Source organism: Rhizobium sp. 11_C7_N12_5 (genome assembly GCF_051811145.1).
GTDB lineage: Bacteria > Pseudomonadota > Alphaproteobacteria > Rhizobiales > Rhizobiaceae > Rhizobium > Rhizobium lusitanum.
On record NZ_JBPWPY010000002.1, the window covers coordinates 1,864,371 to 1,891,022 of the forward strand.

The window sequence follows — 26,652 nt, forward strand, 5'->3', positions numbered from 1 at the left end:
CAAAAATGCTGACGACCTCATGAGCGATGCTCTATGCCGTAAATGCCGGGTGCATTTCCTTCGCGTCGTCAACGAGGACCGCCATGTCGGGGATGCCATCCGTCGCCGTCGCGCCTCCCAGGCAGCGGGCGGCAGCGGCGTGGGCAACGGCACAGATGCGCCCGACCGGCCAGTTCTCGTGCAGGCCGTAAAGCACGGCGGCGCAAAAAGCGTCGCCGGCGCCGACGGTACTGACGATGTCGCTCGGATTGACGGGCCGCGAACGTGTGACGACAGGCGAAGCGCCAGGCGCAAACCAGAAGCAGATCTCCGGCGCATGGATGACGGCGCCCTTGGCCACACCCGCCGCAAGCAGACGCTCGCCCGCAGTCAGAATTCCCGCTTCGATCAGGTCTCCCCGCGCATCGCGCACAGCCACGCCGGTTGCACGACCCGCCTCGACCTCATTGATGATCAGGAAATCGCAATATGGCAGCGAAGCGCCGACCTTGGCGGCGAATTCCGGATCCTCGCTCGATACGAAATCCACACAGGTCGTAAGGCCCGCTCGACGGGCGGCTTCAAGCAGGCGCGACGCTCCCGAGCGGCCGTCCGGACCGAGCCGGTCGAGACCGGGCAACAGCATAAGATAACCGAGATAGAACAGCCGGTAACCGGCGCTCGCGAAGACCTCGGGGAAGACGAGCGCATCGGTGACCGCATCGTTGGCACCGCCGTGATAGAAGAAAGTGCGGTTCTCACCTGGCACATTCATGACATGGGTGTGCGCCGTCGCCCGGTCGGACAGCACCATCAACCCGCCGACATCGATGCCGGCATCGACCAGGCGCGACTTGACGATCTCTCCGTCAATATCGGCGCCGACACATCCCGCTGCCGCCAGCTTTCCGGGAAAACCGAGCGAGGCGAGGTCGGTGACGACATTGGCGGCTCCGCCCCCCACGCCCAGATCCTGATGCAGGATATGAGCGAGATTACCCTGTTTCGGCCAGTAGGACAGTGTGTGAACGCGGTCGACGATGAAATTTCCCGCGCAAACGATGCCGCCCTTATCTTGCCTTTCGCTGCCGCGAACCTCCTCCCCTGTCCACATCATCAGCCTGCCTCGTTCCACAAGGGTCTGAGGGGTGGTTCATCCTCCTCGATCGCGGCAAAGCGCCCGATCGGATCCAGGAAGAAGTTATCGCCATTGTCGTCGTTGACCTGGCTGACCTCGCCGACGAGGACGGGGCCACCGCCTCTTCTGCCGTAGAAACGATGATAGAGCCCGGTGCGGATCGTCACGCTCTGGCCGGGTGAAAGAACCAGCGGTTCCCATGCCGCGAGCTTGCGCGGCAGTCCGTCCAGCGGAACGGTGACATCGTCCTTCAGCACATTGCTGTCGGCGTCGGCCGCGGCGAATTCGATGACGAGATCGCCGCCGGCTCGATTGATGATGTCTTCCATCTTCGCTGCATGACGATGGGTCGGCGTTACCTGGCCTTCCTCTACGAAGAGGAGTTTTTCCGCATACGTGCGCTCGCCCTCGACGCTAACGATGCCGTTGCGCAGGCAGAACAGCACCAGACCGCATTCGGCAAACCGGCCCGAGCCGAAATCGGTGACGTCCCAGCCCAGTTGATGGGCGCGCAGATAGGCCGTCGCCTGCGGATCGGCGGCGAACTCCGCCGCAGTCCAATATCCCCACTCCGGCAGCGCCCACCGCCAGTGCTCGAGGGTCTTGGTTGCCCGCAGCAGGGCTGCATTGATCTCCGAGCGCTTCATCAGATCGCCGTCCCCTCATAGTCGACCGGCACCACGATGTTCTCGCGACCGGATTTGAGAGCCGCGGTCAGCACCGCGTGATGTGCCTGCGCTTCGGCCGGGGTGGCGCAGCCAAAGCCGTTGGCGTTCCCGCCTGCCAGCTCATCGACGAAGGCAGCCCACATCTGCTGGATGGCATCGGCAAAGCCGAACTCGAAAATCTTGCCCGTTATGGCCGGAAACAGCGAGCCATAACCAAGGTCCTCGGTGCTCCAGGCCTGCGTGCCACCGGTATAATCCATCCATTGCCACTGGCGCGGTGACTTGGTGCTGAAGAAGGCGCTCTTCTTCATGCCGAGAATACGGATGTACCAGGTGTTGGATTCGCCCGGCGCGATGCGCCACGTTTTGAGCACCATCGGGAAATCCTGATCCCCAGCGCACACGCGCGTGCTGATGGTCGCATTGTCCCAGGTGGTGCAAGGCACCATTCCGCCCTTGCCGTCAGGACGCTCGGTGACCTTCTTGACGAGTTGCGCATGCAGGGTCGTCGGGCGCCAGCCGAGCCGCAACGGCACGTGCAGGACATGCATGCCAAGATCGCCCATGCAGCCATATTCGCCGTTGATCTCAGCCATGCGCTTCCAATTAATCGGCTTCTGCCGGTCAATGTCAGAGGAGTGCAGGAAACCGGCCTCGACCTCGAGGAGGTTGCCCATCTCGCCGCTTTCCGCAAGCGCGATGACCTTCTGTGCACCGGGGAAGAAAGGCATTTCCGACGAGCAGCGAACCAGAAGGTCCGGGTGTTCGGCAAGAACCGTCATGATCTCGCGGTTCTGGGCCGCATCCATGCCGAAGGGCTTTTCGCCGAGCAGATGCTTTCCGGCCTTCAAGATATCGATATAGAATTGCTGGTGCAGCACATGCGGCACCGCGCAATAGATCGCATCGATCTCTGGATTGGCCAGAAGCTCCTTATAGTCGCCGGTAAACTGCCGCACGGTCGGCACGTGATCCCTGAACCAGTCGAGCAGCGTCGTATTGGTGTCGCAGACAGCGACGATTTCCGGTCGCGCCTTCACGTCGGCAAGATGCAGCCAGCGCGCCGCGGCACTTGCGAATTCGCGCCCCATCAGGCCGCAACCGATGACGCCGAAACGGAATACCCTTGTCATGTCCATTCCTCCCAGAATGCGTCAGGCGAGATGCCGCGAGGCTTCCTCTACGGAAGCACCGTCATGGACGATCGCCATCAAGGCGCGCGTCATGCCCGCAGGATTTTGGTGTTGGATGACGTTGCGGCCATAGACGATGCCGCGCGCGCCCTGCCCCATCAGCTGCTTGGTGCGGCTCAGGATTTCCTGATCAGAAACGCGCCCACCGCCGCGCACCAGCACCGGAAGGCCCTGGGCGATCTCGATGACACGGTGATATTCCTCGACATTATCGCACGGGTCAGCCTTGATGATATCGGCGCCGAGTTCGGCGGCCTGACGCACCAGAGGCAGGATTTTGTCGATCGCACCATCGACCATGTAAGCGCCCTTGGAATTATCCTGCATGACCAGCGGCTCCACCATCAGCGGCATGCCATAGATCTCGCATTCACGCTTCAGGCTATTCACGTTGCGCACGCAGGCGCGATAGACTTCGGGCTGGTTCGGTAGCATCAGGAGATTGACGACGACGCAGGCCGCGTCGAGCGCCACGCCCTGCTCCACCGCGCGGTCGATCATTTCGGAAAACAGCGCTGATGGCAGGGGATTGCCATAGATGTTGGCGATATCCGTGCGCAGGACCAACGCCGGGCGATGCTTGCCGGGGATCGCCTGCAAGAGTGGCGCGGTCCCCGGTGGAAGCTGGATGGCATCGGGGGCGGCGTCGGCGATCACCTGGACGGCCGTCTTCATGTCCTCGATGCCGGCGAGGAAGGTCCGTTCATTGAACATGCCATGATCGATGGCGACATCGAAGCAATTGCCGGACACGCCAAAAAGGCGGTTGAGCCGCGCGGATTTCATCCAGTTCCTCCCCAGTATGGTAACGTTTCCACATTGAGATTAATGGACTCATCCGATGAGTCAAGACGGATGCGGTATCGTTTCCACATTCGTCTCATGAGTGTCTTGGGAGATTCCAAAGGGTAGCCCGATAGGGCTCGTCTTCCCTCATTCGGTTCGCAGCAAGCCCGACGCAGACATCAAAGCGCCCGCTTGAAGGTCTTCATTGAGGAGTTGCTGAAGCGCCTTGGGGGTGCGTAGATCTCTTCGACAAGCGTCAGCGATTGCCCTCGATCTTTCGCGAGGGCAATCTTTGCCGAATGCGGGTTCAGGCGCCGTGAGGCCCTGTCCCCTGGATCGCGGAGAGCTTCCAGTCCGAACCCGGCCTGCGCACGAAGGTCCAGATCTCGGTGGTTTCCGAGGGATTGCGATCGTCGCCATCCACGAGCTTTCCAGTCGTGCGATCGACCATCGCGTCGATGCTCGAATAGCGCATGGCGAGCGTCGCGTATTCGGCACTGTCCTCGCGCCAGGCTTCGGCGATATCGCCCTGCAACAGGCGAACATCGGAAACGCTGTTGCGGACGCCGTTGGTCGCGTTCTCGCCAAGCTCCTCGGCAAGATAGGACATGGCTTCGGGTGTGCTCAGCTGGCGCAGCGTGGCGTAATCCTCGGACCCGTAGGCCGTTTGAATTTTGGTGAGAAGCTGCTCGAAGCGTTCGAGATCGGGCTGCTTCAGCCCGATCTCGTCATTCGCCTGCCGCGCCGCCGGCTTCGCGTTCGCCGCGCTGCCACCGATCGGCGGGATCGAGAAGGAGGGACGCTGCGAAGCATTCATGCTGTTTGTGTTATAGGATGTGCCCGGCGCCGATGCCGCATAGTTCGTTCTTTGGCGGTTAGCGAAGAAGCGCATGGCAAAGCTTATCGCCGCGATGATCAGGCCGATCTGCAGCAGCATGCCGAGGAAGCCGAAGCCGCCGCCGAAACCATGACCGATCAGCATGCCAAGCAAGCCGCCGGCGATCAATCCGCCGATCATCGACCCGCCGAAGCCGCCAAAAAGGCCGGGACGAGGCTGCGCGTTGATCGGCGGCTGCGTCGCGGTCTGCGTCTGGGGTGTCATCGTCCGGTCGATCGGAGCGGCCTGGGTTGGCGCTGTCCGCGTAATGGCAGGCGTGTCGAAAGTCCTGGTTCCGCGGCTGCCGAATCCGCTGGAGCCAGCACGGCGAGCATCAGCATCGCTAAAGCTCGCAAAGGACGATGCGGCAGCGAGGACGACGATGGCTGCGATCTTGGCGAAACGCGGAACTGCACTGAACATTGGTTCTCCTGTCATTGGGCAGAAAGACAATCTGTCGATCATATGGGGATGCCAAATGGCGATTGTAAGTTGGCACTGGAACAGAGCGGCCAGAAAATACGCGCCTTCGATAAGGACTGCGTCGTTATCACAGTCGCGAAAAGCAACCTTGTCCGGTGCGTCACCACCTATGGCGATCCCGTGCCTTTTGGCATTCAGGCGCTTTTGAGTGTTGGTGGTGTACGGAAGCGCGCTTGCCCTTGTGGCGGCGCAGATCGCCAAGGGCGGCTTCCGGCGGTGCCTCGGTCGACGCCGATGGTCGTGGGTCCGGTCGTTCGCTACACTGCTCCGCTCATTGCCACGATCGAGACCATTGTTCGCTCTGGACCTTGCCGCCGGGAAAGCCCTCTCCATCTATGCCGCCATTGAGCTTGCAAGCATGGCCTTTCAAGAGGTTAGATGCGTCAATTCTGACCGACAAGACATATTCATATAGAGGATTTCCTTTCCCATGCCTTTTCGCCTTTCGACATTCGTCCGGGTCGCAGCTCTTGCCGGCTCCGCGGCCGCCATGCTGTCGGCCCACGCTTTGATGGCTCAGGATTCAGCCGCTCCGTCGCAATGGCCCGACACCCCGACATCGCGGGTGGAAGCCCTTGCGGTCCTCCAGACGCTGAATGCCAATCTCCTCAGCAATGCCAGCGCCACCTTGACGCTCGACCGCTGGTGTGCCGCGCATAAGCTTGCGCCGGCGGGCTCCAAGATCCTGGCGCAGCGCGTGCATGGGCAGGATAAGCCGGCCGATGCCCATATCCGTGAGCTGCTGGCTGTGGGGCCGGATGTTCCGATTGCCTATCGTCGCGTTCGTCTCGCCTGTGGCGATCGCGTCCTGTCGGAAGCCGATAATTGGTATGTGCCGGCAAAACTGACGGCTGACATGAACGAGGCGCTGAACACATCCGATATCGCCTTTGGCCGAGCCGTTCAGTCACTCAACTTCACCCGCACGAACCTGTCAGCCAAATTGCTTTGGTCACCTCTTCCCGAAGGATGGGAGATGAAAGCCGATCTGCCGTCCGCCGGCACGGGGCAACTGACGCTGCCCCCGTTTCTTCTCGAACATCGCGCAGTGCTGAAGTTGCCGGATGGTACGCCATTCAGCACGCTGGTCGAAACCTACACGAACAGCGTTCTGGATTTCCCGGCTCCGCCCGCGCATCGACCATGATGCGTGAGCATTCGGCCCCTCGCTGGCAGCGGGATGCCAGCGCTCCGGCCTAGTCTTCATCCGCACCATCGAGCAAACCATCGTAGACTTCCATGAGCGCGTTGGTGATCGCCTGCCCGAGGGCGCCGCCGGCTACGCGGACATCTTCGTCCGTACCGTCTCGGGCTGCCTTGGCGAGGCCGAAACCTTGCTCGCTGACGATCTGCTTTGCAACTTCGATGGCCCACAGACCGAAGTCACCGCGGTTATCTATCTTGATCGCGTCTTCCATTGCTTGTTCCCGTTATTTGTCATCGTGAGGCATCTATACCGTCACCGGCCCCATGACCAGCATCGCTGGCATAACGCGGCTCGAGACGTGATGGATCCATCATTTTGTCCATCCAGATTATGCCTTTTGGCGAGACCGCCGTGGTGCGTGCCCGGAGGGAAGAATCAGCAAAAGTGGAAAGAAGGAGGTGTCGCGACAGAACAACAAGCGGCACCGCATCTCCTGGAACCGGTAGGGAAAAGCCCGAAAATGAGGCTCTTCCCATCGGAAATTGTGGAAATGCCGGTGTATGAGCCCTCTGAGACCCGGGCAGCGCGTGACATTGGGCGATTACGATGGAAATGATTCAACCGTAAACAACCCGGGGGAAGCATGATGACCACCACCAACGAAATCGCAGACAAAATTGCCGCAGACCACAAGCTGACGAAGGCTCAGAGCAAGGCTGTCGTCGAAGCCGTCTTCGCCGCCATCACCGGAGCTGCAACCTCCGGCGCCGAGACATCGATCCCGGGCTTTGGCAAGTTCAAGGTCAAGGACACGCCGGCACGGGAAGCACGCAATCCATCGACCGGCGCGACCATCAAGGTGGCCGCCGCAAAGAAGCTCACCTTCACGCCGGCCAAGGCGCTGAAGGATGCGTTGAACAAGTAAGAGCGGGTTACGGCCTCGTTGTGCAACGATGAAAATGCCGGCCCTATCAAGGGCCGGTGTATTTGTCTTGCGAGTTCTTGGATGACGCACCCATTGGCAGTTTAGAAGCCGAAACGGGCAGATGCTCAGTTAAACGTGGATCTGAGCTTATCGAGCAGCGAAGCCCGGTGCTTTCGTGCAGCCAAGGCCTCGTCCATCGAAACCTCGATGAATCGTGTCGGCGTATGCGGCTGAAGCTGCCCGATCAGATCCATGTCGGCTGAAATCACGGTGCCGACCATGAAATAGCCGCCGCCCGAGACCGCATCACGATGCAGGATGATTGGCTCCGTGCCGCTCGGGATCTGGATGGAACCATAGGGATAGCAGCTGTCGACGATGTTGGACGGATCGGAGCCGGCTCCGAACGACTGCTTGCGCTCGACGAACTCGATCTTGCGACCGCCGCGAAAGCGATATCCCATGCGATCGGCCTCCGGCGCCACCTTCCAGGTGTCGGCAAAGAAGTTCGCCTTCGCCGCGTCCGTCAGCCTGTCCCAGTAGAGGCCCGGCAGCACGCGAAGTTCCGCCGGCGCTCCCGGTTTGCGGCGCAGGTCCTCAGCAATAGTGCGCCCTTCGCCGTCAAGGCCGCCTTGGCCGACCGGCAGTTCGTCTCCCGGCGCAAGCGCCCTGCCTTTGTAGCCGCCAAGTGCGCCGATCGGATAGGTCGACCGGCTGCCAAGGGCGATCGGCACATCGATGCCGCCGGCAACCGCGATGTAGATGCGGGCGCCGGACTTCAGAAAATCGAAGGTCAGGACCTGACCGCTCTTCACTTTGAAAGCAGTCCAGCCGGGGACCGGTTCGCCATCGAGCTTGGCGGGCATGTCCGCACCGGTAACAGCAACGAGCGCATCTTGCGTGAACTCGAGCTTCGGCCCCATGAAGACCGCCTCGAGGCCGGCCGCACCCTCGTCGTTGCCGACCAAAAGGTTGGCTGCCCGAAACGCGTAGCGATCCATGGCGCCGCCCATGGGAATGCCCAGATGAAAATAGCCCGGGCGGCCGAGATCCTGAACGCTGGTGGAAACGCCGTGATGTATGACCTTAATGGGCATAGAGCGTGCCCTCCAGCTTGGTGTTGTAGCCGTCGATGTCCTTCTGGAATTCGCGAAGATCGAAAGTGACCTCGCGGATCGGCGGCGAAAACCTGCCCCTGTCGACATCCTCGACCGCCTGGTCATAGGCGGCACGATCGATAGGCTTGAACTTCACGATGTCGCCCGGGCGGAAAAAGACCATGAAATCGCGGAGATAGCTCGTCGTCTGGCTGGAATCGAAGATCGGCATGGGCGTGATGCCGAACATCTGATAGCCGCCGGCGCCGCGCACCGAATAGATGCAGCCGAAGCAACCGCCATGGCCGACCGTCAGCCGCGGCGTATCGGTTCTCGGGCGCAGATATTTCGGCACCTCGATCTGCCGCTCCCGCTCGACCATCTGATACATGAAGGGAAGGCCGGCGACGAAGCCGACCATGGAAACGAACCACGGTGAGCCGTGATGGGCCTCTATGAAGCTGCCGACGGCATCGTAGCCATTGATCCTGGCGGCGTAGTCGAGATCGGTGCCCTCAGGCTCCTGGTGCCGCTCGCGAAAGCGCATCAAGGTCTCATGGGTCCAGGGATCGTTGTAGAAGACGGGGATTTCGACGATCCGCGTCTTGAGCACGGGTTCCGCCTTTTCGGCATCGACCTCGATCGCCCTGACTTCCTTCATCATGTCGTCGGGCTTGATGATATCCGGGTTGAACTTGACCTGGAACGAGGCATTGGCGGGGCAGATCTCGGTGACGCCCTTGATCTGGCTTTCCCGCACGGCTGTTGCCATCGACAGGCTCTTGAAGAAGGCTTCCAGCGACATCTCATCGCTGCATTCGATGAAGAGGTGTTCATCCCCTCCGAAACTATAGCGCGCGGGCATCAGGCGACCTCCGATCGAATATGATTTTTGGGAGAGAATTCGGTTTCAAGCCACCCTTCCAGGAAGCGCGTATGGAAGGCCGCAATTTGCACGGCCGAAGAGCGGACGAGTGCCTGATGCAGCGGAATGGTCGTCGCCAGCCCCTCGATCACAAGGTTGTCGAGCGCTCGACCAAGCCTTATCAGGCATTCGCCTCTTGTCTCACCCCAGACAATGAGCTTGCCCAGCAGGGAATCATAGAAGGGCGGAACGGTATAGCCTTCGTAGAGCATGGTATCGAAGCGGATGCCGTCTCCCTCGGGAACCACCAGGCGCTCGACAAGCCCCGGGGCCGGCACGAAACCCTTGAAGGGATCCTCGGCGTTGATGCGGCATTCGATGGCATGTCCGCGCGGGCGGATATCGTCCTGCGTGACGGAAAGCGGCGCGCCGCCGGCGACCCTGAACATCTCCTGGACAAGATCGACGCCTGTGATCATCTCGGTCACCGGATGCTCGACCTGGATGCGCGTGTTGACCTCGATGAAATAGAATTCGCTGCTATCTTCGTCGTAGAGATATTCGACCGTGCCGGCGCCCTTGTACCCAACCTCTCTTGCCAACGCGACGGCACTCTCGCAGAGCTTCTGGCGCACGATCTGCGGCAGCAGGAGCGACGGCGCCTCCTCCCAGACCTTTTGACGGCGGCGCTGCAACGAGCATTCACGCTCATGGAGATGGATGAAATTCTCCCCATCGCCGAAGATCTGCACCTCGACATGACGCGCACGGGAAATGACCTTCTCGATATAAAGACCGCCATCGCCGAAAGCGGCCAGCGCTTCAGCCGCGGCAAGCGGAAACTGCTTGTCGAGATCCGCAAGCGATTCCACGATGCGGATGCCGCGGCCGCCACCGCCGGCGGCAGCCTTGATCATCACCGGGAAGCCGATACGCTCGGCAATCTCGTGAGCCTCAGCGAGATCGAAAATGCGCCCGCCGCTGCCGGGCACGGTCGGCACGCCGGCGCGCTTGGCAACCTCGCGCGCCGCAACCTTGTCTCCGAGCAGGCGAATGGCATCGCCACTCGGGCCAATGAACGTCAAACCGGCCGCCGCGACGGCATCGGCGAAATCGCCATTCTCCGATAGGAAGCCATAGCCGGGATGCACCGCATCGACATTCGCGGCCTTGGCAGCCGCGATGACGGCCTCGATGTTGAGATAGGATTTCTTCGGCGCCGGCGGTCCGATATTGATCGCCTCGTCCGCCAGCCGCACCGCCAGCATATCGGCATCGGCGGCGCTGTGCACCTGCACCGTGCGGATACCGAGGGCCTTGGCGGCCTTGATGATGCGAACCGCGATTTCGCCGCGATTGGCGATGAGAACGGAGCTGATCGTCACTGTTCTACCTCCGCGATGACCTGGCCGGCCATGATCGGCTCTTCGTTGTCGATGAGGAAGGTGATGTTCCTTCCGGAAAGCCCCGCCGGGATCTCATGAAAGGTCTTCATGACTTCGATTACGCCGACGATGTCACTTTCCGCGACGTCCTGACCATCGGCCTTGAATGGAGGAGCATCCGGCGACGAGGCCCTGTAGAAGGTGCCAGGCAGCGGTGATCTGATTTCAGCTTTGCTCATGATAGCCCCTCATTTTTGCTGTTCTAATATCTGGGAAACAGGCGCGATCCGAATTCCTTCGGCCACCAACGCCTCGCGCATCTCGCGGACGATATCCAACGCTCCGAGCGTATCGGAATGGAAGCAGATGGATTCAAATTCGATTGGGATGTCCCTTCCCTGGACGGTGCGCACTTTTCCTTCGGTGCAGGCGCGCAAGACCTTCCTGGCGATCGCCTTGGGATCGGGCCGCCCGGCATCGCGGGTAAAGACGATCCAGCCATTGTCGTCGTAATCGCGATCAGCGTAGAGTTCCCTGACGACCGGATGGCCGAGCAGCCTGGCGGCCTCGTAGGTCGCTGAGTTCCACATGCAGAAAATGGGCGCATTGGGTGCGGTCGTGCGCATGTACTCGATGAAAGCGTCCGACAGCTCCGGATTGGCAGCAAGCTCCATGTAGAGAGCGCCATGCGGCTTGACATGCTGCATGCTGGTGCCGTGACGCCTGCAGAACTCGCGAAGCGCACCGACCTGGTAGACGATGTCGTTGACGATTTCCTTGTTGCTGCCCGAGATCTTTCGGCGTCCGAAACCTTGCAGGTCGTTGTATCCCGGGTGCGCGCCGACCGCGACGCCGTGCTCGGCGGCTAGTTTTACCGTGTCATTGATGAGATTGGGATCGCCGGCATGAAAGCCCGCCGCTATGTTGGCGGAGCTTATATGCGCTATGAGGTGCTCATCGCTGGTATCGCCGATACGCCACCGGCCGAACGCCTCCCCCATATCACAGTTGATATCCACCGTTCGCTTCAAACCCGCAATCCTCACTGGTAGATCGGTACCGAAGGCATCCCTCGGCGGGCGCCTTCCTCATCAGTACGGTAGGGTCTAATTGGCAGCTTGAAAAATAGATTCTTTTGAGCAGTAATATCTGAAAATATGATAATGATGCGTCGGAGTGATGCGGAAAAAATCGCGATAAAATATATAGTTACAAGGCATGCTCAAAAATTGCTCTTGAAGATGATGCAGTTTTGACCAGCATTATTCATTTTTGCAGTGCAGTAGTCTGAATTTATTGGAGGGACGGTTCGGTGGCTCTCAGCATTCGCCAGCTTCGCTATTTCGTCGCAACCGCAGAATATGGGCAGGTTTCCCAGGCGGCGATCAGCCAGAATATTTCTCAATCCGCCATAACCGCCGCCATCAAGGAGCTCGAGCAGATCGTCGGCGTTCCCCTCTTCGCCCGCACGGCGCAGGGGATGGAATTGACCTCGTCAGGACGGCAGTTCCTGTCGCATGCCTACGAGATCCTCGCCAAGATCGACGAGGCGATGCAACTCAACTTCATCAACACCGATGTCGAGGGCGAACTGGTCGTCGCGGCCACCTACACGGTGATCGGCTATTTCCTGCCGATGCACATCGAGCGGATACGCCGGCTCTTCCCGAAACTGCGGGTGCAACTCTATGAATTGAACAGGGAATCGATCGAGGAAGGTTTGCTGACCAACCGCTACGACCTTTCCGTCCTGCTCACCTCGAACATTCTCAACCCGATGATCACGACAGAGACGCTGTTGAGCTCGGTGCGCAGGCTCTGGGTTCCGGCGCAACATCACCTGCTGCGGCGAAAGGGCGTGGGGCTGCAGGAAATATCGCAAGAGCCCTACATCATGCTGACGGTGGACGAAGCCGCCCAGTCATCGCTCAAATATTGGAGCAAGACCCCCTACCAACCGAATGTCACGCTTCGCACTTCATCGGTGGAAGCCGTTCGGTCCATGGTCGCGAACAACCAGGGCGTCGCCATCCTCTCCGACATGGTATATCGGCCGTGGTCGCTCGAAGGCCGTCGCATCGAGACGATCAACATCCAGGAAACCGTACCGGCCATGGACGTCGGACTTGCATGGCGTGCGGGTAACGCCTTGACGCCTGCGATGCAGGCATTTCGGAACTACTTCCAACAGGCTTTCGGCTTGCCGGGCGTGGCCGGCGGAAAACCGGCGCCCGAGTAGGCCCACGGCGTCAGGGCGACCCACGACGCCGTGCGGACGGATCACCCAGTCCTAGAAATTCCAATCTTCATCTTCGGTCGCGACTGCCTTCCCGATCACATAGGACGAGCCGGAGCCGGAGAAGAAGTCATGGTTCTCGTCGGCATTCGGCGACAGCGCCGAGAGGATCGCCGGATTGACCTTGCAGGCCTCCGCGGGAAAGAGCGCCTCGTAGCCAAGGTTCATCAGCGCCTTGTTGGCGTTGTAGTGCAGGAACTTCTTGACGTCTTCGGTCAAGCCGACACCGTCATAGAGTGACTCGGTATACCTAGCCTCGTTATCATAGAGTTCGAGCAGGAGGTCGAAGGCGAAGTCCTTGATCTCCTGCCGGCGCTCCTCCGGCAGCCGTTCAAGCCCGCGCTGGAACTTGTAGCCGATGTAGTAGCCATGCACCGCCTCATCGCGGATGATCAAGCGGATCATGTCGGCGGTGTTGGTGAGCTTGGCACGGCTCGACCAAAACATCGGCAGGTAGAAGCCCGAATAGAACAGGAAACTTTCGAGGAAGACGCTGGCGACCTTCTTCTTCAGCGGATCACCGGAAGCATATTGCTCCATGATCAGCGTCGACTTGCACTGCAGGAATTCGTTCTCCTCCGACCAGCGATAGGCATCGTCGACATCCGGCGTCGAGCAGAGCGTCGAGAAGATCGATGAGTAGGATCGAGCGTGCACGGCCTCCATGAAGGAGATGTTCGACAGCACCGCCTCTTCATGCGGCGTGGCGGCATCGGCCATCAGTCTCACGGAACCGACGCCGTTCTGGATTGTGTCCAGCAGGGTCAGGCCAGTGAAGACGCGGATGGTGAGCTGCTGCTCCTCCGGCTTCAGGGTTGCCCAGGACGGGATGTCGTTCGACAATGGCACCTTTTCGGGCAACCAGAAATTTCCGGTCAGGCGGTTCCAGACCTCGAGATCCTTGTCGTCCTCGATACGGTTCCAGTTGATGGCGCGAATGCGGCTTACCGGCTTGAATTGCATGTTCACGGGAATGTCCTTTTTCAAACCGGAAATCAGAGGGCGCAGGAAACGCAGCCCTGCACCTCGGTGCCGGACAGCGCCATCTGGCGAAGGCGGATGTAATAGATGGTCTTGATGCCCTTCTTCCAGGCGTAGATCTGCGCCTTGTTGATGTCGCGCGTGGTTGCCGTGTCGCGGAAGAACAGCGTCAGGGACAGGCCCTGATCGACATGCTGGGTGGCGGCCGCATAGGTGTCGATGATCTTTTCCGGCCCGATCTCGTAGGCGTCCTGATAATAATCGAGATTGTCGTTGGTCATGAAGGCGGCCGGATAATAGACGCGGCCGATCTTGCCTTCCTTGCGGATTTCGATCTTGGAGACGATCGGATGGATCGAAGAGGTCGAGTGGTTGATATAGGAGATCGAACCTGTGGGAGGCACGGCCTGCAGGTTCTGGTTATATAGACCGCCCTTCATCACGGCCTGCTTCAACTTCGCCCAATCTTCCTGCGTCGGGATGGCGATGCCGGCCGTTTCGAACAGTTCGGCCACACGTTCGGTCGCGGGCACCCATGCCTGATCGGTATATTTGGCGAAGTATTCGCCGGAGGCGTATTTCGAGTTCTCGAAGCCCTTGAAGCTCTGCCCGCGCTCGACCGCTAGGAGGTTCGAGGCACGGATGGCGTGATAGGTCACAGTATAGAAATAGATGTTGGTGAAATCGACGCCTTCCTCGGAGCCGTAGAAGATGCGCTCGCGGGCAAGATAGCCGTGCAGGTTCATCTGGCCGAGGCCGATGGCGTGGCTGTCGTCATTACCCTTTTCGATCGAAGGCACCGACGAGATATGGCTCATGTCGGAGACTGCCGTCAGCGCGCGGATCGACATTTCGATCGTCTTGCCGAAATCGGGGCTGTCCATCGCGGCTGCGATGTTGAGGGAGCCAAGATTGCAGGAGATGTCCTTGCCCATATGCGTGTAGGAAAGGTCGTCGCTGTATTCGCTCGCTTCGCTCACCTGCAGGATTTCCGAGCAGAGATTGCTCATGGTAATGCGGCCGGCAATGGGGTTGGCGCGGTTCACCGTGTCCTCGAACATGATGTAGGGATAGCCGCTCTCGAACTGGATTTCGGCAATCACCTGGAAGAAGTCGCGCGCCTTGATCTTCTTCTTGCGGATGCGGCTGTCGGCCACCATCTCGCGGTACTTTTCCGTCACCGATATTTCCGTGAAAGGCACGCCATAGACGCGCTCCACGTCATAAGGCGAGAACAGATACATGTCGTCATTGTTCTTCGCGAGCTCGAAGGTGATGTCGGGAATGACGACACCGAGCGACAGCGTCTTGATACGGATCTTCTCGTCGGCATTCTCGCGCTTGGTGTCGAGGAAGCGCATGATATCAGGGTGATGGGCGTTGAGATAAACGGCGCCCGCGCCCTGCCTGGCTCCGAGCTGGTTGGCGTAGGAGAAGGAGTCTTCGAGCAGCTTCATCACCGGGATGATGCCGGAAGACTGGTTCTCGATGTGCTTGATCGGCGCGCCGGCCTCGCGGATGTTAGTGAGCGACAGCGCCACGCCGCCGCCGCGCTTGGAAAGCTGCAGCGCGGAATTGATGGCGCGGCCGATCGATTCCATGTTGTCTTCTACGCGCAGCAGGAAGCAGGAAACCAGTTCGCCGCGCTGCTTCTTGCCGGCATTGAGGAAGGTGGGCGTCGCCGGCTGGAAGCGGCCGGAAATGATCTCGTCCACCATGTCATGGGCAAGCTGCTCGCTGCCGCGCGCCAGCGCCAAGGCTACCATGCAGACACGGTCTTCATAGCGCTCCAGATAGCGCTTTCCGTCGAAGGTCTTCAGCGTATAGCTGGTGTAATATTTGAAAGCGCCGAGGAACGTCGGAAAGCGGAACTTCTTCGCATAGGCATGATCGAAGAGATCGCGCACGAAGTTGAAGGAATATTGGTCCAGCACCTCCCGTTCGTAATAGCCCTCCGTCACCAGGTAATCGAGCTTCTCCCGCAGGTTATGGAAGAACACCGTATTCTGGTTGACATGCTGGAGGAAATACTGCTTGGCCGCCAAGCGGTCCTTGTCGAGTTGGATACCACCCTGCTCGTCGTAGAGGTTCAGCATGGCGTTGAGGGCGTGATAATCCAATGCCGTTTCCGTGACCTTCGATGGCCGGTCGCTCGCGGGATGAGAAAAAGTGTGAAGCGGTTTTTCGGCCGCGTGCCGCGACAAAGAAGAGCTTAGCGTGTCCAAAATCGTTCCAATCCGTGTCTGACATTCACGACATCCTCTTCCGTGCCCAAAAGCTCGAACCGGTACAGATACGGTACCCGGCATTTGGTGGAGATGATGTCGCCGGCGATACCAAACGTCGCCCCGAAGTTGCTGTTGCCCGCGGCAATGACCCCGCGGATGTTTGAACGGTTATCCGCATCGTTGAGGAAGCGGATCACCTGCTTGGGCACGGCACCCTTGCCCCCTTCACCACAATAGGTAGGGACAATGAGAACGTAAGGACGGGCCGCTCGAAGCTCTTCACCCGCGCCGAGCGGAATGCGAGCGGCCGGCAAGGCAAGCTTGGCAACGAAGCGATGGGTGTTCTCAGATCTGCTGGAGAAATAGACGATCTCGCCCACCGCCCGGTTCCTCAGGCGAGCGCGCTGATCATGTCGGGGCGGAAGCCAGCCCAATGCTGCTCGCCGGCGATAACGACCGGGACCTGACGATAGCCGAGACCCTGCACCAGCTCGTAGGCTTCAGTATCGGTGGACACGTCGACGATGGTGTAATCGATACCCTGGCGGTCGAGGGCGCGTGTGGTCGCGGTGCACTGGACGCAAGCGGGCTTGCTGTAGACGGTAATGCTCATGGATGTCCTCGTATATATGACAGGCGTGCGAGATCGTCCGGGCGTCGGGCGACACCCGTTCGGCAATCTGAAAAATGGCGGCGGGCACAACCGACTGCCGGACGCTTAGGCGGCCGTCAGTCGTGCAGGCAGATAAGGATACTCAAAGACATGGACTTCACACCTCGAAGTAACCTTTGCGGGCCATTCGGGGAAAGCGACGGCAACGGCGAGCTGCCGCAAACCATCGCTCGCCATCCGGACACCCCGCCCGTGGACGCTATTGCTCGAGGCAGGTCTCCTGGCTTGCGGGTCGAAGTATTTGCTCTTGCCTTCCCGAGGCATATATTCCTCAGTGGCACATGCAGAACAAATACTCGCCGCTCACAGTTGCGGGGGCAGCTACGGCTTGACGAGCATCATGCTCGGCGACCGTATTCCCATCTTAGCCTCCAATCCTTGCGAATCGAAGGAACCTCGAACACTATATATAGTAGACGAGGTTAAATTTGCGTCAACAGGTTCCATCACCGATCCTTCATTTAAGATGTTGATAAGGCCTGCGCTAAGTCCCGAAGACGCTTTCGCGGCAAGGACAGAAGATCGGTCATCTTCTCGACCTCGGGAATGTGCGGCGAGTGGATATCGTGAAAGCCGGGGCCGAGTGTCGGCGCACCGGACGCCCTCTTAACCCTGAACCAGAGAGATTGCTCCAGGGAGCCCATGCCGGGTGAACATCGAGATATCCATGCGTTAGGCAATGCCAGCGCGGATCCTGGCTTTCCAGGAGATTTCCAAACGTCGTTTCAGTTCGTAACACAACGCACAGACGGCGAGCGTCGCAACCACGATCGGGATGAAAGACGAGGCGGACATCAACCCAAACTCACGCAACCAGTAGGCAATAACCAACATGACCGTCTGGTGAAGCACGTAGTAGGTCAGCACTGCCCTGTTCAGATAGCGGACAACGGCGTTCTCCGAATTCAGCCAGACCTTTGCGTATCCGAGAATTGCGACGATCGCACACCATTGGAACGTGCCGGCAAGCACCCTTCCCGCAAATGCCTGCCACATGTCAGGCTCGCCGGCAGGCAGGCCCGGGAAGAGCATCGTCAGAAGCACCGCACAACCCAGCGCCAGGATCAGGGCGGGTTTTCGCGCGTCGACGACCGCCTCCCAGCATTCGCTGCGCATGGCCATCACGACACCGAGCAGAAATGACATCAGATAGATACTATGGCTGTACCAGTCGGTGAGGATATTGAGTGTCGGGGGGAAGGCCGGCCGCAGCGTGAGCCTGAGCAAGATGAACAGTATGGCGGGAAATATCAGTATCCACTTGCCCGCCAGCCGGGGCGTCAGCCGATCCCCCGCGAGGGGCAGCAACTTCGGCCAGGCCGATACGACAAGCGTCAGGATTGCGGTATAGGTCCAGAGATAGGCGAGGTACCACAGGTGCTGCATCCAGAAGAGATTGACCTCACGTCCGTCGGGCAGCGGAATGGGCGTCAGGGTCAGATAGTGCCAGAAGACGTCTCGGAGGCTGATGTCGACCCCCAGGCTGGTATTCAGGCAGACATACATTTGGGGAGGGATCAGAAACAGCATTCCAACCAGCAGCGGAACCAGCAACTGCCTCGTTCGCGCCTTCCTCAGCACCTCGGGAGTTTGCCGTGTCAGCAATATCCCCGTGACGACGCCTGAGATCAAAAACAGCAGCGACATGCGCCAAGGGTGGGTCCACAGATGGATAATGTCAAAGATGGGAGAGCTGTCCGGTGCCTTCAGAAGAAAGCCCCTGGAATTATACATCAGGCTGACATGATAGACGATCAGCAGCATGAATGCTGCGACCCTGATAAAATCCAGATCATGCCGACGTGACGTTGCCTCCATGGTTCACGCTATAAGGCATAATCTTTAAGATCAGGTTGAGTTGTCGATTAAAAAACTCAACCTATAGAGGATAGTGATCTCAAATGCTTTGCAGCGATGCTGCTACGCCCGCTCGCAACCACCACCAAGCGGGACTTCTGGGCACGACCCGGCCATCAACATACAGCGAATTCGTTTGGCTCTTATTGTGACAGCTGCTCCGCCGCCACTGCGACAGGATCTTCCGCCTCCTCGAGCGCACGCCAACCTATCTGATGAAACGGTCGATCAGAGTCGATAATTTTCGACAGCTTAAAAAGGACGACGGAATTTGAGGGCCGCAGATTGTGGCATTTGCTTGCGGGGCTGTCGGCATATGGCGAACCGCGCGCTCTACAAGTTGCAAGCGCCATCGCCTTCCGGGAAGATCGCTCGTCACCCCCAGGGTTCGCGCGCGCCCCTCTAGGACTGCGCGCCAACCACAACAGCGGTGATGGATCTACTTCTTCGCAACATCATCGTCCTGCTATGCGGCAAAGTGGACGAGCGCGTCAAACTCCTGACCGGCAGGACGTATTCGGTGATTTCCAGACCTGACTGATCAGAAGAGAGCCTCTGCAAACAACTCCTCATCATTGCCAGTCGTCGGTCCGTGACTGGCCGGAGCTGTCGCCACGCCAAAAACACTCGCATGTATCTCGCGCTCTGCCGCCATCGTATAGATTTTCGCGATGCGCTCCGAAATGGCAGCTAGCGGCGCTTCGAGCCCGATCAAATCCTCGACAGCGCAATAATCACGACCGGCTTCCTCCGTGCAGGATGCGAGCGTTTCGCCGATTCCCGCCCGGAAATCCAGGCTGTTGACGACCTCGGCGACCTTGGAGGTCATATCCTCGCCACAGCGGCGAAGCTCCTTCACGTTGACATCCATGGATGCGCCAGCCTCGGTAATGTGCAGCAAAGCGGCATCGATATGCGCACCGGAACCCGACGAACTATCCTGGTCATCGCTCTGCCGCCAGTCCTTCAGGCCGGCAGTCTGGCCCTCAAGCATGCCCAACCCGATAAGGATTTTTTCCGCATCTTCATCGAGAAGCGATGCGAACGAGCGCAGCTCTCCGGCGACCACGTTAATTGCCCGCCCCTCTTCGCCAAGCTTGCCGCAGCGCAGATTGGTGTTGAGCGCCATGTATTGGATGTCCCGACGCACGAGCTGGATGGTCAGAATGCTCGTGGTCAGCTCCTTGACCATCTCGCTCGTCTTTTCGCTGAGCCGATTTGCTCCAGCCGCGGCGACATCAATGCGATCGACGACTGCCCGGGCGGCGGAAAGATCACCGCGCAGCGAATTGATCGGGCTGCGCCCGTCCTGCCCGCTCTGCGACATCATGGTTTGATAGAGGTCGAGCAGGGTGCCGATATCGTCCCTGAAGCTACGAATGTTGTCGACGATTTTTGCGGTCTCGCGGTTGAAACCGTCCGTTGTCTCGCTGAGCAGCTCGAAGACGAGGGTCGTCGTCAGAGCCGTGATGCGATTGCGATCAGTCGCGGAAAGATTGAGGGACGCCTGGGAGGCAAGATAGGCATCCGTGATCGAATAGACGGCCTGGCAATGCTCGACCCTTTGCCGCGTGATATCGCCGATCTGCATCGCGGAGAGGGTGTGGGCGACCTTGTTCTGAATCCGGCGCGCAAGCCCGGCAACGGTATCGGCCAATGTCGACAGACCGCGGCGCTGGGTCTGGATCTCCTGTGCATTCGACAGAAGGCGCTGGACGATGGACGGTATCTCATCCAGATATTGTCCGAGCGAGCCGTCCTCGCTTGCCGCCGCTGATTTTATCCCGTTTTCAAGCACGCGGATCTGCCCCGAAAGTGCTTTGACCTCGCCGGTGGCGAACTCAATGCGTTCGACGATCTCGCTGGCAAAACTGGAGAAATCCGGAATTCGCGCGCCCGCAATTTTCGCTGTCGCAGCAAAGGTTCTGAGGTACCGCAGGGTTTCTTCCATGGAGAGGACCTGCGTGGCGAGAAGCCGCCCGGTTTGACCAATAGAGACCACGCACTCCTGACGACGAACTTCCGCGGGCGGCAACTTGTTGAGCAGATCGACTGTCTGAAGCAGCCGGGCGGTCGCTTCGGCTGCGTTTTCCTCCTTCAGCGAGCCGCCGATATCTTCCAGCAGATTGACCAGCTTGGCCAGAACTTCTGTCACCGTGAGAAGGACGGCGCCGCCGTCCAGAAAACGCTGCTCGATCTGCAGCCGGGCGCCTTCCAACCGACCGATGACATCATCCTCGGGAAGAGTAAATTGCCGGCTTGTCGCTGCATGCACCATAATTCTTTTGGACTCCGCCTAAGACCGCTTACCGCAAACTAAAGCGAACAAAGAAATACGGAGTTAACATGACGTGTGAAATGGGCCGATCAGCAACCTCAGCTTTCGGACTGAGAGCGCTAAAGCTTTGGGCAAGACCCGGGGAGTAGACATTACGCTCGAGAGCGCCAGTACCTTTTTCAGGCCATCGGTGCCGATTGCGATTTACCCGCAAACAAGCCCGTCGAAGCTGATTGAACGAAGATGAATGTTGCCGTCGACAAATATGCATGGTCGTCCTGCGAGCCTGCGGAGCTACAGGAAAGCCTGAGGGCAACCAACATATCGGTTTCCCTGAACCGGGGATCGGAAGCATCGGATTTTCACATCGACGTGACGCTCGCGATGATTCGGAAGATGACGGCTTGGAAGATATTTTCCGAAACGGGTTATGAAATCCGTTATCTGTTTCGTCACAGCGACCGCATAGAACTGCACTTCGTCGAGAGCGGCACATTTCAGGTTGAAACGGAGGATCAGGAGTTCACGGCAACGGCCGGAACGACGTTCATGTTGCTGTCTCACGGCTTCATACGGCTCAGAGCCTCGCGCGACGCCCGCAAGATCGCACTTGCAATACCACGCGCGCTCTGCCTGCCGCTGATAGATGTGACGGACGAAGATCCTGAGTTGTTCTTCGGACGTTTCGACAGAATGGCCGACATCGCCGACAAAGGTGTGCGAACGCTCTATCGAATGGCAGACCTGCTTCTGGAGCCGGACGATCATCTCTTTGCCGGCTCGCCGCTTGGTGCCTCCCTCTTCAAGGAGGCGATTGTTGCCACTTTCGTGCAGTCATGGCCGAGATCGGCGGCAAAAGCCGCGCCACAGACGGCGCGCCCTCGCAATTTGAAGCGGGCGCTGGATTGGATCCGGGCGCACCTGGGGGAAGAGTTCACCGTTCTTGACATCGCAAGGAACGCCGGACAAAGCGTCCGCGGACTGCAGATGTCCTTTCGGCAGAACCTGGGCATGAACCCCTTGAGCTATGTGCAGCGATTGCGGTTGCAGCAAATCCACCATGATCTGCTTCATGGCAATGCAGACGAGAACATATCCGATATTGCTGCTCGCTGGGGCTTCAGTCACATGGGATATTTTGCTGCGCGCTATCGCGCCCTATACGGCGTTTCGCCGTCTTCAACACGCACTGGTCGTCATCGCTGATACTCCAGCGTGCATTTTATATCAGAAAAACGCAACGCTATCACTTTATCGCAGTTAATTGCAAAGTCGCGCACTGGTTGAAGCCGAGTTTAACGCACCGTTAGCCATTTAACGATTTCGTTACCTGAGCCAAGATTCACAATCATTGTGACGCGGCCCTTTCATCCGAAAGGTCATCCAAACATCCAAGCCGATAATCGTGAGCGGATCCGCGCGTGACAACGCGGACGCTTAGCGGGGTCACTATGCGCATCTTCGTAATAGACGACAGTCCTTCCGTTGTCGCCAAGCTTTGCCAAGCGGTCGAAGCGATCAGCGGCAGCGAGGTCCTGTCGTTCTTGCAGCCGAGAGAGGCTCTCAAGCGGCTTGATGACCAAACGCCCGACCTCATTCTCGTGGACTATATGATGCCGGACATGAACGGTATCGAAGTAATCACCCATGTCCGTAGGAATGCGCTTACGGCCCACGTTCCCGCTATCATGATCACATCCCGCAAGGAGACTGACATCAAGCTGGCTGCGATGCAGGCAGGAGCCACCGAATTCCTCACCAAGCCGATCGACGAGACGGAGCTGACGATACGCGTTCGCAACATTCTCAGCATCGGAGAGGAGCGGCTGGCACTCGCAGCCAAGGCGGCAAGCCTGCAGCGCGATTTCGACGCAGCGATGAAGACGGTAGAGCGGCACGAGGAGGAAATCATCTGGCGCCTCTCCAAGGCGATCGCCGCCCGCCACGGCGAGACGGCGGACCATCTGGACCGGGTCGCCATCGTCGCGCGGATGATCGCCGAGGAACTTGGTGTGGGCGCACGCCAATCCCGCATGATCTTTCTTGGCAGCGCCCTGCACGATGTCGGCAAGATCGGCTTGCCGGACGCCATCCTCTCAAAGCCCGGGCCCTTGAGCGCCGAGGAGCGCCGCCAAATGCAGCGGCACGCCGAATTCGGCAGCGAGATATTGAACGACAGCTCAAGCGAATTGATCCAGACCGCCCAAAGGATTGCCGAAAGCCACCACGAGAAATGGGATGGGACCGGATATCCCAAGGGAATCTCAGGATCCTCCATCCCGCTTGAGGCCCGTATCGTCGCCATAGCCGACGTCTTCGACGCACTCTGCTCCAAGCGCTCCTACAAGCCCGCCTGGCCGATCGCGGAAGCGTTCCGCGAGATTGTCAACAGCAGCGGAACGCATTTCGATCCCGCCTGTGTCGCGGCCTTCTGCCGCCGCTGGGCGGATATAAAGGGTCTTTTCGAGCTGCAGCTGTCCGACGGCGATCCCGTGACGCCGCAGCAGACGTCGAAAACCGCGCCCACATTTCAACTATCCCGAGGTTCGGCATGAGCGGACAAATGGAAATACTGCATCTTCGCGGTCCACTGACCATCAAGACGATCACAAACGCAAGGGACATCATCCAGGTCTACCTTCAGGAATCGGCATCGCTTAGCCGGTCCCTGATCATCGACATAGATGGCAACGCGGACATCGATCTCACCCTGCCGCAACTACTTCTTTCCGCCCGACACACGGCCGAGCGGGCGGGTGTGACGATCGCTTTGAACAAGCCGGCAGACGGCAATTTTCTGGCCGTCCTGCAGCGCGCGGGTCTCCTTTGCGGGGACCGGCAACAAGACAGTTTCTGGCTAGAAGGAAAAGCAGCATGAGCGCCAATATTCTCACCGTCGATGATTCCGCCAGCATTCGGCTGACCACGCGCATTGCACTCACCGGCGCCGGATATTCGGTCACCGAAGCGGTTGATGGCGCCGACGGCCTCAACAAGCTGAAGGCTGGCAATTTCGATCTGATCGTCACCGATCTCAACATGCCCAATATGGACGGGCTGACCATGATCCGCGGCCTGCGGCAATTGCCGGCCTATATGGGAACGCCGGTGATCTTCCTGACCACCGAGTCGGACGGCGACCTGAAACAGCAGGCAAAGGCTGCCGGCGCGACAGGCTGGCTGACCAAGCCTTTCGAGCCCGATACCCTCGTCAAGATCGCGCGCAAGGTGCTGGGCAGATGAACGATCTCGATCCGATCGCCGTCTTCAGGACAGAGGCCGCCGAACAGCTCGAACTGATCGAGGCCGGACTTCTCGATCTGATGCGCGACTTGAGCGACAGGGCTCAGATCGATGCGGTCTTCAGGGGGCTTCACACCCTGAAAGGATCGGGCTCCATGTTCGGCTTCGATCAACTGGCCGCCTTCACCCATCATTGCGAAACGGCCTTCGACCGGGTTCGCAGGGGCGAGGCTGCGGCCACCAAGGAGCTGGTGGCCGCCGTTCTCGACGCGCAGGGCCACATGCAGGCGCTCTTGGAAAATCCGAACGGCGATCATGAAGCCATGAGCTCCATTCTGTTGGAGAACCTGCGTAATGCAGTTGGCGCCACTGCCCCGCAAAATGCGCCCGCAGCGCCCGTTATCACGCCGCCGGCCTCGACCTCGATCAGCTCTGGCTCCATCGCCGGCGGGGCCAAGGCATGGCAGCTGAAATTCAGCCTCCCAGCCAACTCCATGGCCAACGGCACCAATCCGCTCGGTCTTCTGGACGAGTTGCGCGAGCTCGGGGAGTGCCGGATTGAGGCTGATATCGGGGCCATTCCGCCGCTTCAAGACCTCGATCCGCGCGATCTCCACATCGGTTGGACGATTCATCTGACAACCGAAAAGCCGCGCTCCGAGATCGAAGACGTATTCATCTTCGTGATGGACGAGATGACGATGGAGCTCACGGAGCATTCGGCTCCAAAACAACCCAATCCCACGCCCGCCGCCCTGAGCCCACGACAGTCGCCGGCGAGCGAGCCACCCAAAGCCGCAATCCCGCCGACGGAGGCAGGCAAGGTTCAGCCTGCCGATACAAAGTCGCAAAAGCAGGCGGACAATGTCCGCATTCCCGCATTGCGTCTCGACGAGATGATGGACCGGGTCGGCGAGCTGGTGATTGCCCAGTCACGCCTTAGCCAGATGGCAAATTCGGCCGCCGATCTCGGCCTTCGCTCGGTCTCGGAAGAGATCGAGCGTCTGGCCGGCGAGCTGCGGGACACGATGATGGTCCTGCGCATGATGCCGGTCGCAAGCCTCTTCAGCCGCTTCCGCCGCCTGGTCCACGATCTCGCACGCGAGACCGGCAAGGATATCGAGCTTGTCACCGAGGGTGAAACCACGGAAGTCGACAAGACGGTCATCGATCGCCTCGCCGACCCGCTCGTTCACCTTGTGCGCAACTCCATCGATCATGGGCTGGAAGGCCCGGACGATCGTGCCGCAGCCGGCAAGCCCATGACCGGGCGAGTCATCCTCTCTGCGCACCAGACCGGCAGTGAAGTGGTGATCTCCATCAGGGATGACGGTCGCGGCATCGATCGCCAGAAGGTGCGTGCGAAGGCCGAGGCCAACGGGCTCATCCAGCCCGGCGCCCAGCTTTCGGACAAGGACCTGCTGCAGCTCATCTTTCAGCCCGGCTTTTCCACGGCGGAGAAAGTCACCAACCTCTCCGGCCGCGGCGTCGGCATGGACGTGGTCAAGAAGACGATCGAGACGCTGCGCGGGTCGATCGACATTACGAGCGAATTCGGCAAGGGTTCCGATATCGCATTGCGGATCCCGCTGACGCTCGCCATCATCGACGGGCTTCTCGTGCGGGTGGGCAATGGGCGCTACGTCATCCCGCTTACCGCTGTCGAGGAATGCCTCGAGCTCTCGGTAGAACAGGATCTGCGGTCGCGCGGCCGCAGCTTCATCTCGCTGCGCGACAAGCTGGTGCCCTTCCTTCGCCTGCGCGAACTGTTTCGCACCGGCACCGAGCCGGACCCCTATCAAAAAGTCGTGGTCATCTCGACCGGCAGCGAGCAGGTCGGCCTCGTCGTCGATCAAATCATCGGCGACCATCAGACCGTCATCAAATCGATGTCGAAGCTCCACGACCAAGTCTCGACTTTCTCAGGCGCGACCATCCTCGGTGACGGCAACGTGGCTCTGATCCTCGATGTCGCGCATCTGATCGCAGCCGGACAACATCAGGAGGCGCAATTGCGGGCAGCAGGATGAGTGAGACAGGTTTGAAATCCGACTATCGCGCTGTCTGGAAAGACGCTGAAGAGCTTTCGGTTCTGACGTTCAGCCTCAATGGCGAAACCTTCGCCATCGACGCGGTCGTCGTACAGGAAATTCTGGACCTGCTGCCCGAAACCAACGTTCCCGGCAGTCTGCCCTTCGTCGGCAGCGTCATCAATTTCCGCGGCAAGGTAATCCCGCTGGCCGACATTCGTGTCGCTTTCGGCATGGAAGCGGCCAATGTCACGATCGACAGCCGCATCGTGGTGACAGAGCTGGAGCTCGACGGCGAGACGACGCTGATCGGCATCCGCACCGACAAGGTTCACGAAGTCACGCAGCTATCGCTATCCGCGAGCGAGCCGCCCCCCATCGTCGGCATGCGCTGGCGCGCCGATTACATCCACGCCCTCGTAAAGCGCGAACGCGAATTCATCATCATCCCGAACTTGCAGGCGATCTTCTCTTCGCAGCGGGCAAGTGCGGTCAGAGCAACGGCATAATTTGTGGAACAAGG

General features: G+C 59.5%; 26 protein-coding genes and 1 riboswitch. Of the genes, 9 read left to right on the forward strand and 17 right to left on the reverse strand.

Annotated features, from left to right (window positions below; genetic code table 11):
- Window positions 1-31: 31 nt before the first annotated feature.
- The 5 genes from AB8B29_RS27820 to AB8B29_RS27840 all read right to left on the reverse strand — a co-directional run bounded on the left by AB8B29_RS27820 (window position 32) and on the right by AB8B29_RS27840 (window position 5,064).
- Window positions 32-1,093: a carbohydrate kinase family protein gene (locus AB8B29_RS27820; protein WP_037192044.1), complete on the reverse strand. Its 1,062-nt coding sequence runs from the start codon at window positions 1,091-1,093 to the stop codon at window positions 32-34.
- A gap of 2 nt (window positions 1,094-1,095) precedes the next feature.
- The gene (locus tag AB8B29_RS27825; protein ID WP_092574253.1) at window positions 1,096-1,764 is read right to left on the reverse strand and encodes a D-lyxose/D-mannose family sugar isomerase; all 669 of its coding nucleotides are present in this window, start codon (window positions 1,762-1,764) and stop codon (window positions 1,096-1,098) included.
- Window positions 1,764-2,918 (reverse strand): Gfo/Idh/MocA family protein, encoded by a 1,155-nt coding sequence (locus AB8B29_RS27830; protein ID WP_037191696.1) that lies wholly within the window; start codon window positions 2,916-2,918, stop codon window positions 1,764-1,766. The genes AB8B29_RS27825 and AB8B29_RS27830 overlap by 1 nt, the downstream gene beginning before the upstream one ends.
- Before the next feature lie 21 nt (window positions 2,919-2,939).
- A complete protein-coding gene (locus AB8B29_RS27835) occupies window positions 2,940-3,764 on the reverse strand; it encodes a class I fructose-bisphosphate aldolase (RefSeq protein WP_047640870.1) in 825 nt (274 codons plus the stop codon).
- Between the two features lie 307 nt (window positions 3,765-4,071).
- Window positions 4,072-5,064, reverse strand: a complete 993-nt coding sequence (locus AB8B29_RS27840; protein WP_037191701.1) for a Tim44 domain-containing protein — start codon at window positions 5,062-5,064, stop codon at window positions 4,072-4,074.
- Between the two features lie 490 nt (window positions 5,065-5,554).
- Here AB8B29_RS27840 and AB8B29_RS27845 point away from each other — a divergent pair, with 490 nt between their 5' ends.
- Complete coding sequence (locus tag AB8B29_RS27845) at window positions 5,555-6,271, forward strand: hypothetical protein (protein WP_037191703.1); 717 nt, start codon at window positions 5,555-5,557, stop codon at window positions 6,269-6,271.
- A 49-nt stretch (window positions 6,272-6,320) separates the two neighbouring features.
- Here AB8B29_RS27845 and AB8B29_RS27850 read toward each other — a convergent pair whose 3' ends face one another.
- Window positions 6,321-6,542 carry a hypothetical protein gene (locus AB8B29_RS27850; RefSeq protein ID WP_037191705.1) on the reverse strand — a complete coding sequence of 74 codons (222 nt, stop codon included), beginning with the start codon at window positions 6,540-6,542 and terminating at the stop codon, window positions 6,321-6,323.
- A gap of 375 nt (window positions 6,543-6,917) precedes the next feature.
- Here AB8B29_RS27850 and AB8B29_RS27855 point away from each other — a divergent pair, with 375 nt between their 5' ends.
- Entirely contained in the window at window positions 6,918-7,196 is a 279-nt protein-coding gene (locus AB8B29_RS27855) for an HU family DNA-binding protein (protein ID WP_037192047.1), read from the forward strand.
- Between the two features lie 125 nt (window positions 7,197-7,321).
- Here AB8B29_RS27855 and AB8B29_RS27860 read toward each other — a convergent pair whose 3' ends face one another.
- From AB8B29_RS27860 to AB8B29_RS27880, 5 genes are read right to left on the reverse strand one after another with little or no spacing between them, the layout of a single operon-like run.
- A complete protein-coding gene (locus AB8B29_RS27860; RefSeq protein WP_037191706.1) occupies window positions 7,322-8,293 on the reverse strand; it encodes a biotin-dependent carboxyltransferase family protein in 972 nt (323 codons plus the stop codon).
- Window positions 8,283-9,158, reverse strand: a complete 876-nt coding sequence (locus AB8B29_RS27865) for a 5-oxoprolinase subunit B family protein (protein WP_037191708.1) — start codon at window positions 9,156-9,158, stop codon at window positions 8,283-8,285. Before AB8B29_RS27865 ends, AB8B29_RS27860 begins: the two co-directional genes overlap by 11 nt.
- Window positions 9,158-10,543, reverse strand: coding sequence for an acetyl-CoA carboxylase biotin carboxylase subunit (locus AB8B29_RS27870; RefSeq protein ID WP_037191709.1), 1,386 nt, complete (start codon window positions 10,541-10,543; stop codon window positions 9,158-9,160). The genes AB8B29_RS27865 and AB8B29_RS27870 overlap by 1 nt, the downstream gene beginning before the upstream one ends.
- A complete protein-coding gene (locus AB8B29_RS27875) occupies window positions 10,540-10,782 on the reverse strand; it encodes an acetyl-CoA carboxylase (protein ID WP_037191710.1) in 243 nt (80 codons plus the stop codon). Before AB8B29_RS27875 ends, AB8B29_RS27870 begins: the two co-directional genes overlap by 4 nt.
- A 9-nt stretch (window positions 10,783-10,791) precedes the next feature.
- The gene (locus tag AB8B29_RS27880; protein WP_037191711.1) at window positions 10,792-11,574 is read right to left on the reverse strand and encodes a 5-oxoprolinase subunit PxpA; all 783 of its coding nucleotides are present in this window, start codon (window positions 11,572-11,574) and stop codon (window positions 10,792-10,794) included.
- 281 nt (window positions 11,575-11,855) lie between these two features.
- Between AB8B29_RS27880 and AB8B29_RS27885 the strand changes: the two genes are divergently transcribed.
- Window positions 11,856-12,782: a LysR family transcriptional regulator gene (locus AB8B29_RS27885; RefSeq protein ID WP_037191712.1), complete on the forward strand. Its 927-nt coding sequence runs from the start codon at window positions 11,856-11,858 to the stop codon at window positions 12,780-12,782.
- Window positions 12,783-12,833: 51 nt separating this feature from the next.
- Here AB8B29_RS27885 and nrdF read toward each other — a convergent pair whose 3' ends face one another.
- The 6 genes from nrdF to AB8B29_RS27915 all read right to left on the reverse strand — a co-directional run bounded on the left by nrdF (window position 12,834) and on the right by AB8B29_RS27915 (window position 20,856).
- Window positions 12,834-13,802, reverse strand: coding sequence for a class 1b ribonucleoside-diphosphate reductase subunit beta (gene nrdF / locus AB8B29_RS27890; RefSeq protein WP_202032847.1), 969 nt, complete (start codon window positions 13,800-13,802; stop codon window positions 12,834-12,836).
- Window positions 13,803-13,834: 32 nt separating this feature from the next.
- Window positions 13,835-16,045: a class 1b ribonucleoside-diphosphate reductase subunit alpha gene (nrdE, locus tag AB8B29_RS27895; protein WP_092574251.1), complete on the reverse strand. Its 2,211-nt coding sequence runs from the start codon at window positions 16,043-16,045 to the stop codon at window positions 13,835-13,837.
- Window positions 16,033-16,428, reverse strand: a complete 396-nt coding sequence (gene nrdI / locus AB8B29_RS27900) for a class Ib ribonucleoside-diphosphate reductase assembly flavoprotein NrdI (RefSeq protein WP_037191717.1) — start codon at window positions 16,426-16,428, stop codon at window positions 16,033-16,035. The genes nrdE and nrdI overlap by 13 nt, the downstream gene beginning before the upstream one ends.
- Window positions 16,429-16,439: 11 nt before the next feature.
- Window positions 16,440-16,661 (reverse strand): glutaredoxin-like protein NrdH, encoded by a 222-nt coding sequence (nrdH, locus tag AB8B29_RS27905; RefSeq protein ID WP_037191719.1) that lies wholly within the window; start codon window positions 16,659-16,661, stop codon window positions 16,440-16,442.
- A gap of 253 nt (window positions 16,662-16,914) precedes the next feature.
- Window positions 16,915-17,135: riboswitch (cobalamin riboswitch) on the reverse strand.
- A gap of 258 nt (window positions 17,136-17,393) precedes the next feature.
- A complete protein-coding gene (locus tag AB8B29_RS27910; RefSeq protein ID WP_081938673.1) occupies window positions 17,394-18,539 on the reverse strand; it encodes an acyltransferase family protein in 1,146 nt (381 codons plus the stop codon).
- A 580-nt stretch (window positions 18,540-19,119) separates the two neighbouring features.
- Complete coding sequence (locus tag AB8B29_RS27915) at window positions 19,120-20,856, reverse strand: hypothetical protein (protein ID WP_037191726.1); 1,737 nt, start codon at window positions 20,854-20,856, stop codon at window positions 19,120-19,122.
- 243 nt (window positions 20,857-21,099) lie between these two features.
- Between AB8B29_RS27915 and AB8B29_RS27920 the strand changes: the two genes are divergently transcribed.
- From AB8B29_RS27920 to AB8B29_RS27945, 6 genes are all read left to right on the forward strand, one after another.
- Window positions 21,100-22,062 carry an AraC family transcriptional regulator gene (locus tag AB8B29_RS27920; protein WP_052224419.1) on the forward strand — a complete coding sequence of 321 codons (963 nt, stop codon included), beginning with the start codon at window positions 21,100-21,102 and terminating at the stop codon, window positions 22,060-22,062.
- A 245-nt stretch (window positions 22,063-22,307) separates the two neighbouring features.
- Window positions 22,308-23,411, forward strand: coding sequence for an HD domain-containing phosphohydrolase (locus tag AB8B29_RS27925; protein WP_037191729.1), 1,104 nt, complete (start codon window positions 22,308-22,310; stop codon window positions 23,409-23,411).
- Window positions 23,408-23,734 (forward strand): STAS domain-containing protein, encoded by a 327-nt coding sequence (locus AB8B29_RS27930; protein ID WP_092574250.1) that lies wholly within the window; start codon window positions 23,408-23,410, stop codon window positions 23,732-23,734. Before AB8B29_RS27925 ends, AB8B29_RS27930 begins: the two co-directional genes overlap by 4 nt.
- Window positions 23,731-24,099, forward strand: coding sequence for a response regulator (locus AB8B29_RS27935; protein ID WP_034509986.1), 369 nt, complete (start codon window positions 23,731-23,733; stop codon window positions 24,097-24,099). Before AB8B29_RS27930 ends, AB8B29_RS27935 begins: the two co-directional genes overlap by 4 nt.
- The gene (locus AB8B29_RS27940) at window positions 24,096-26,129 is read left to right on the forward strand and encodes a chemotaxis protein CheA (RefSeq protein WP_092574249.1); all 2,034 of its coding nucleotides are present in this window, start codon (window positions 24,096-24,098) and stop codon (window positions 26,127-26,129) included. The genes AB8B29_RS27935 and AB8B29_RS27940 overlap by 4 nt, the downstream gene beginning before the upstream one ends.
- A complete protein-coding gene (locus AB8B29_RS27945; RefSeq protein ID WP_037191739.1) occupies window positions 26,126-26,638 on the forward strand; it encodes a chemotaxis protein CheW in 513 nt (170 codons plus the stop codon). Before AB8B29_RS27940 ends, AB8B29_RS27945 begins: the two co-directional genes overlap by 4 nt.
- The last annotated feature ends 14 nt before the right edge of the window (window positions 26,639-26,652 follow it).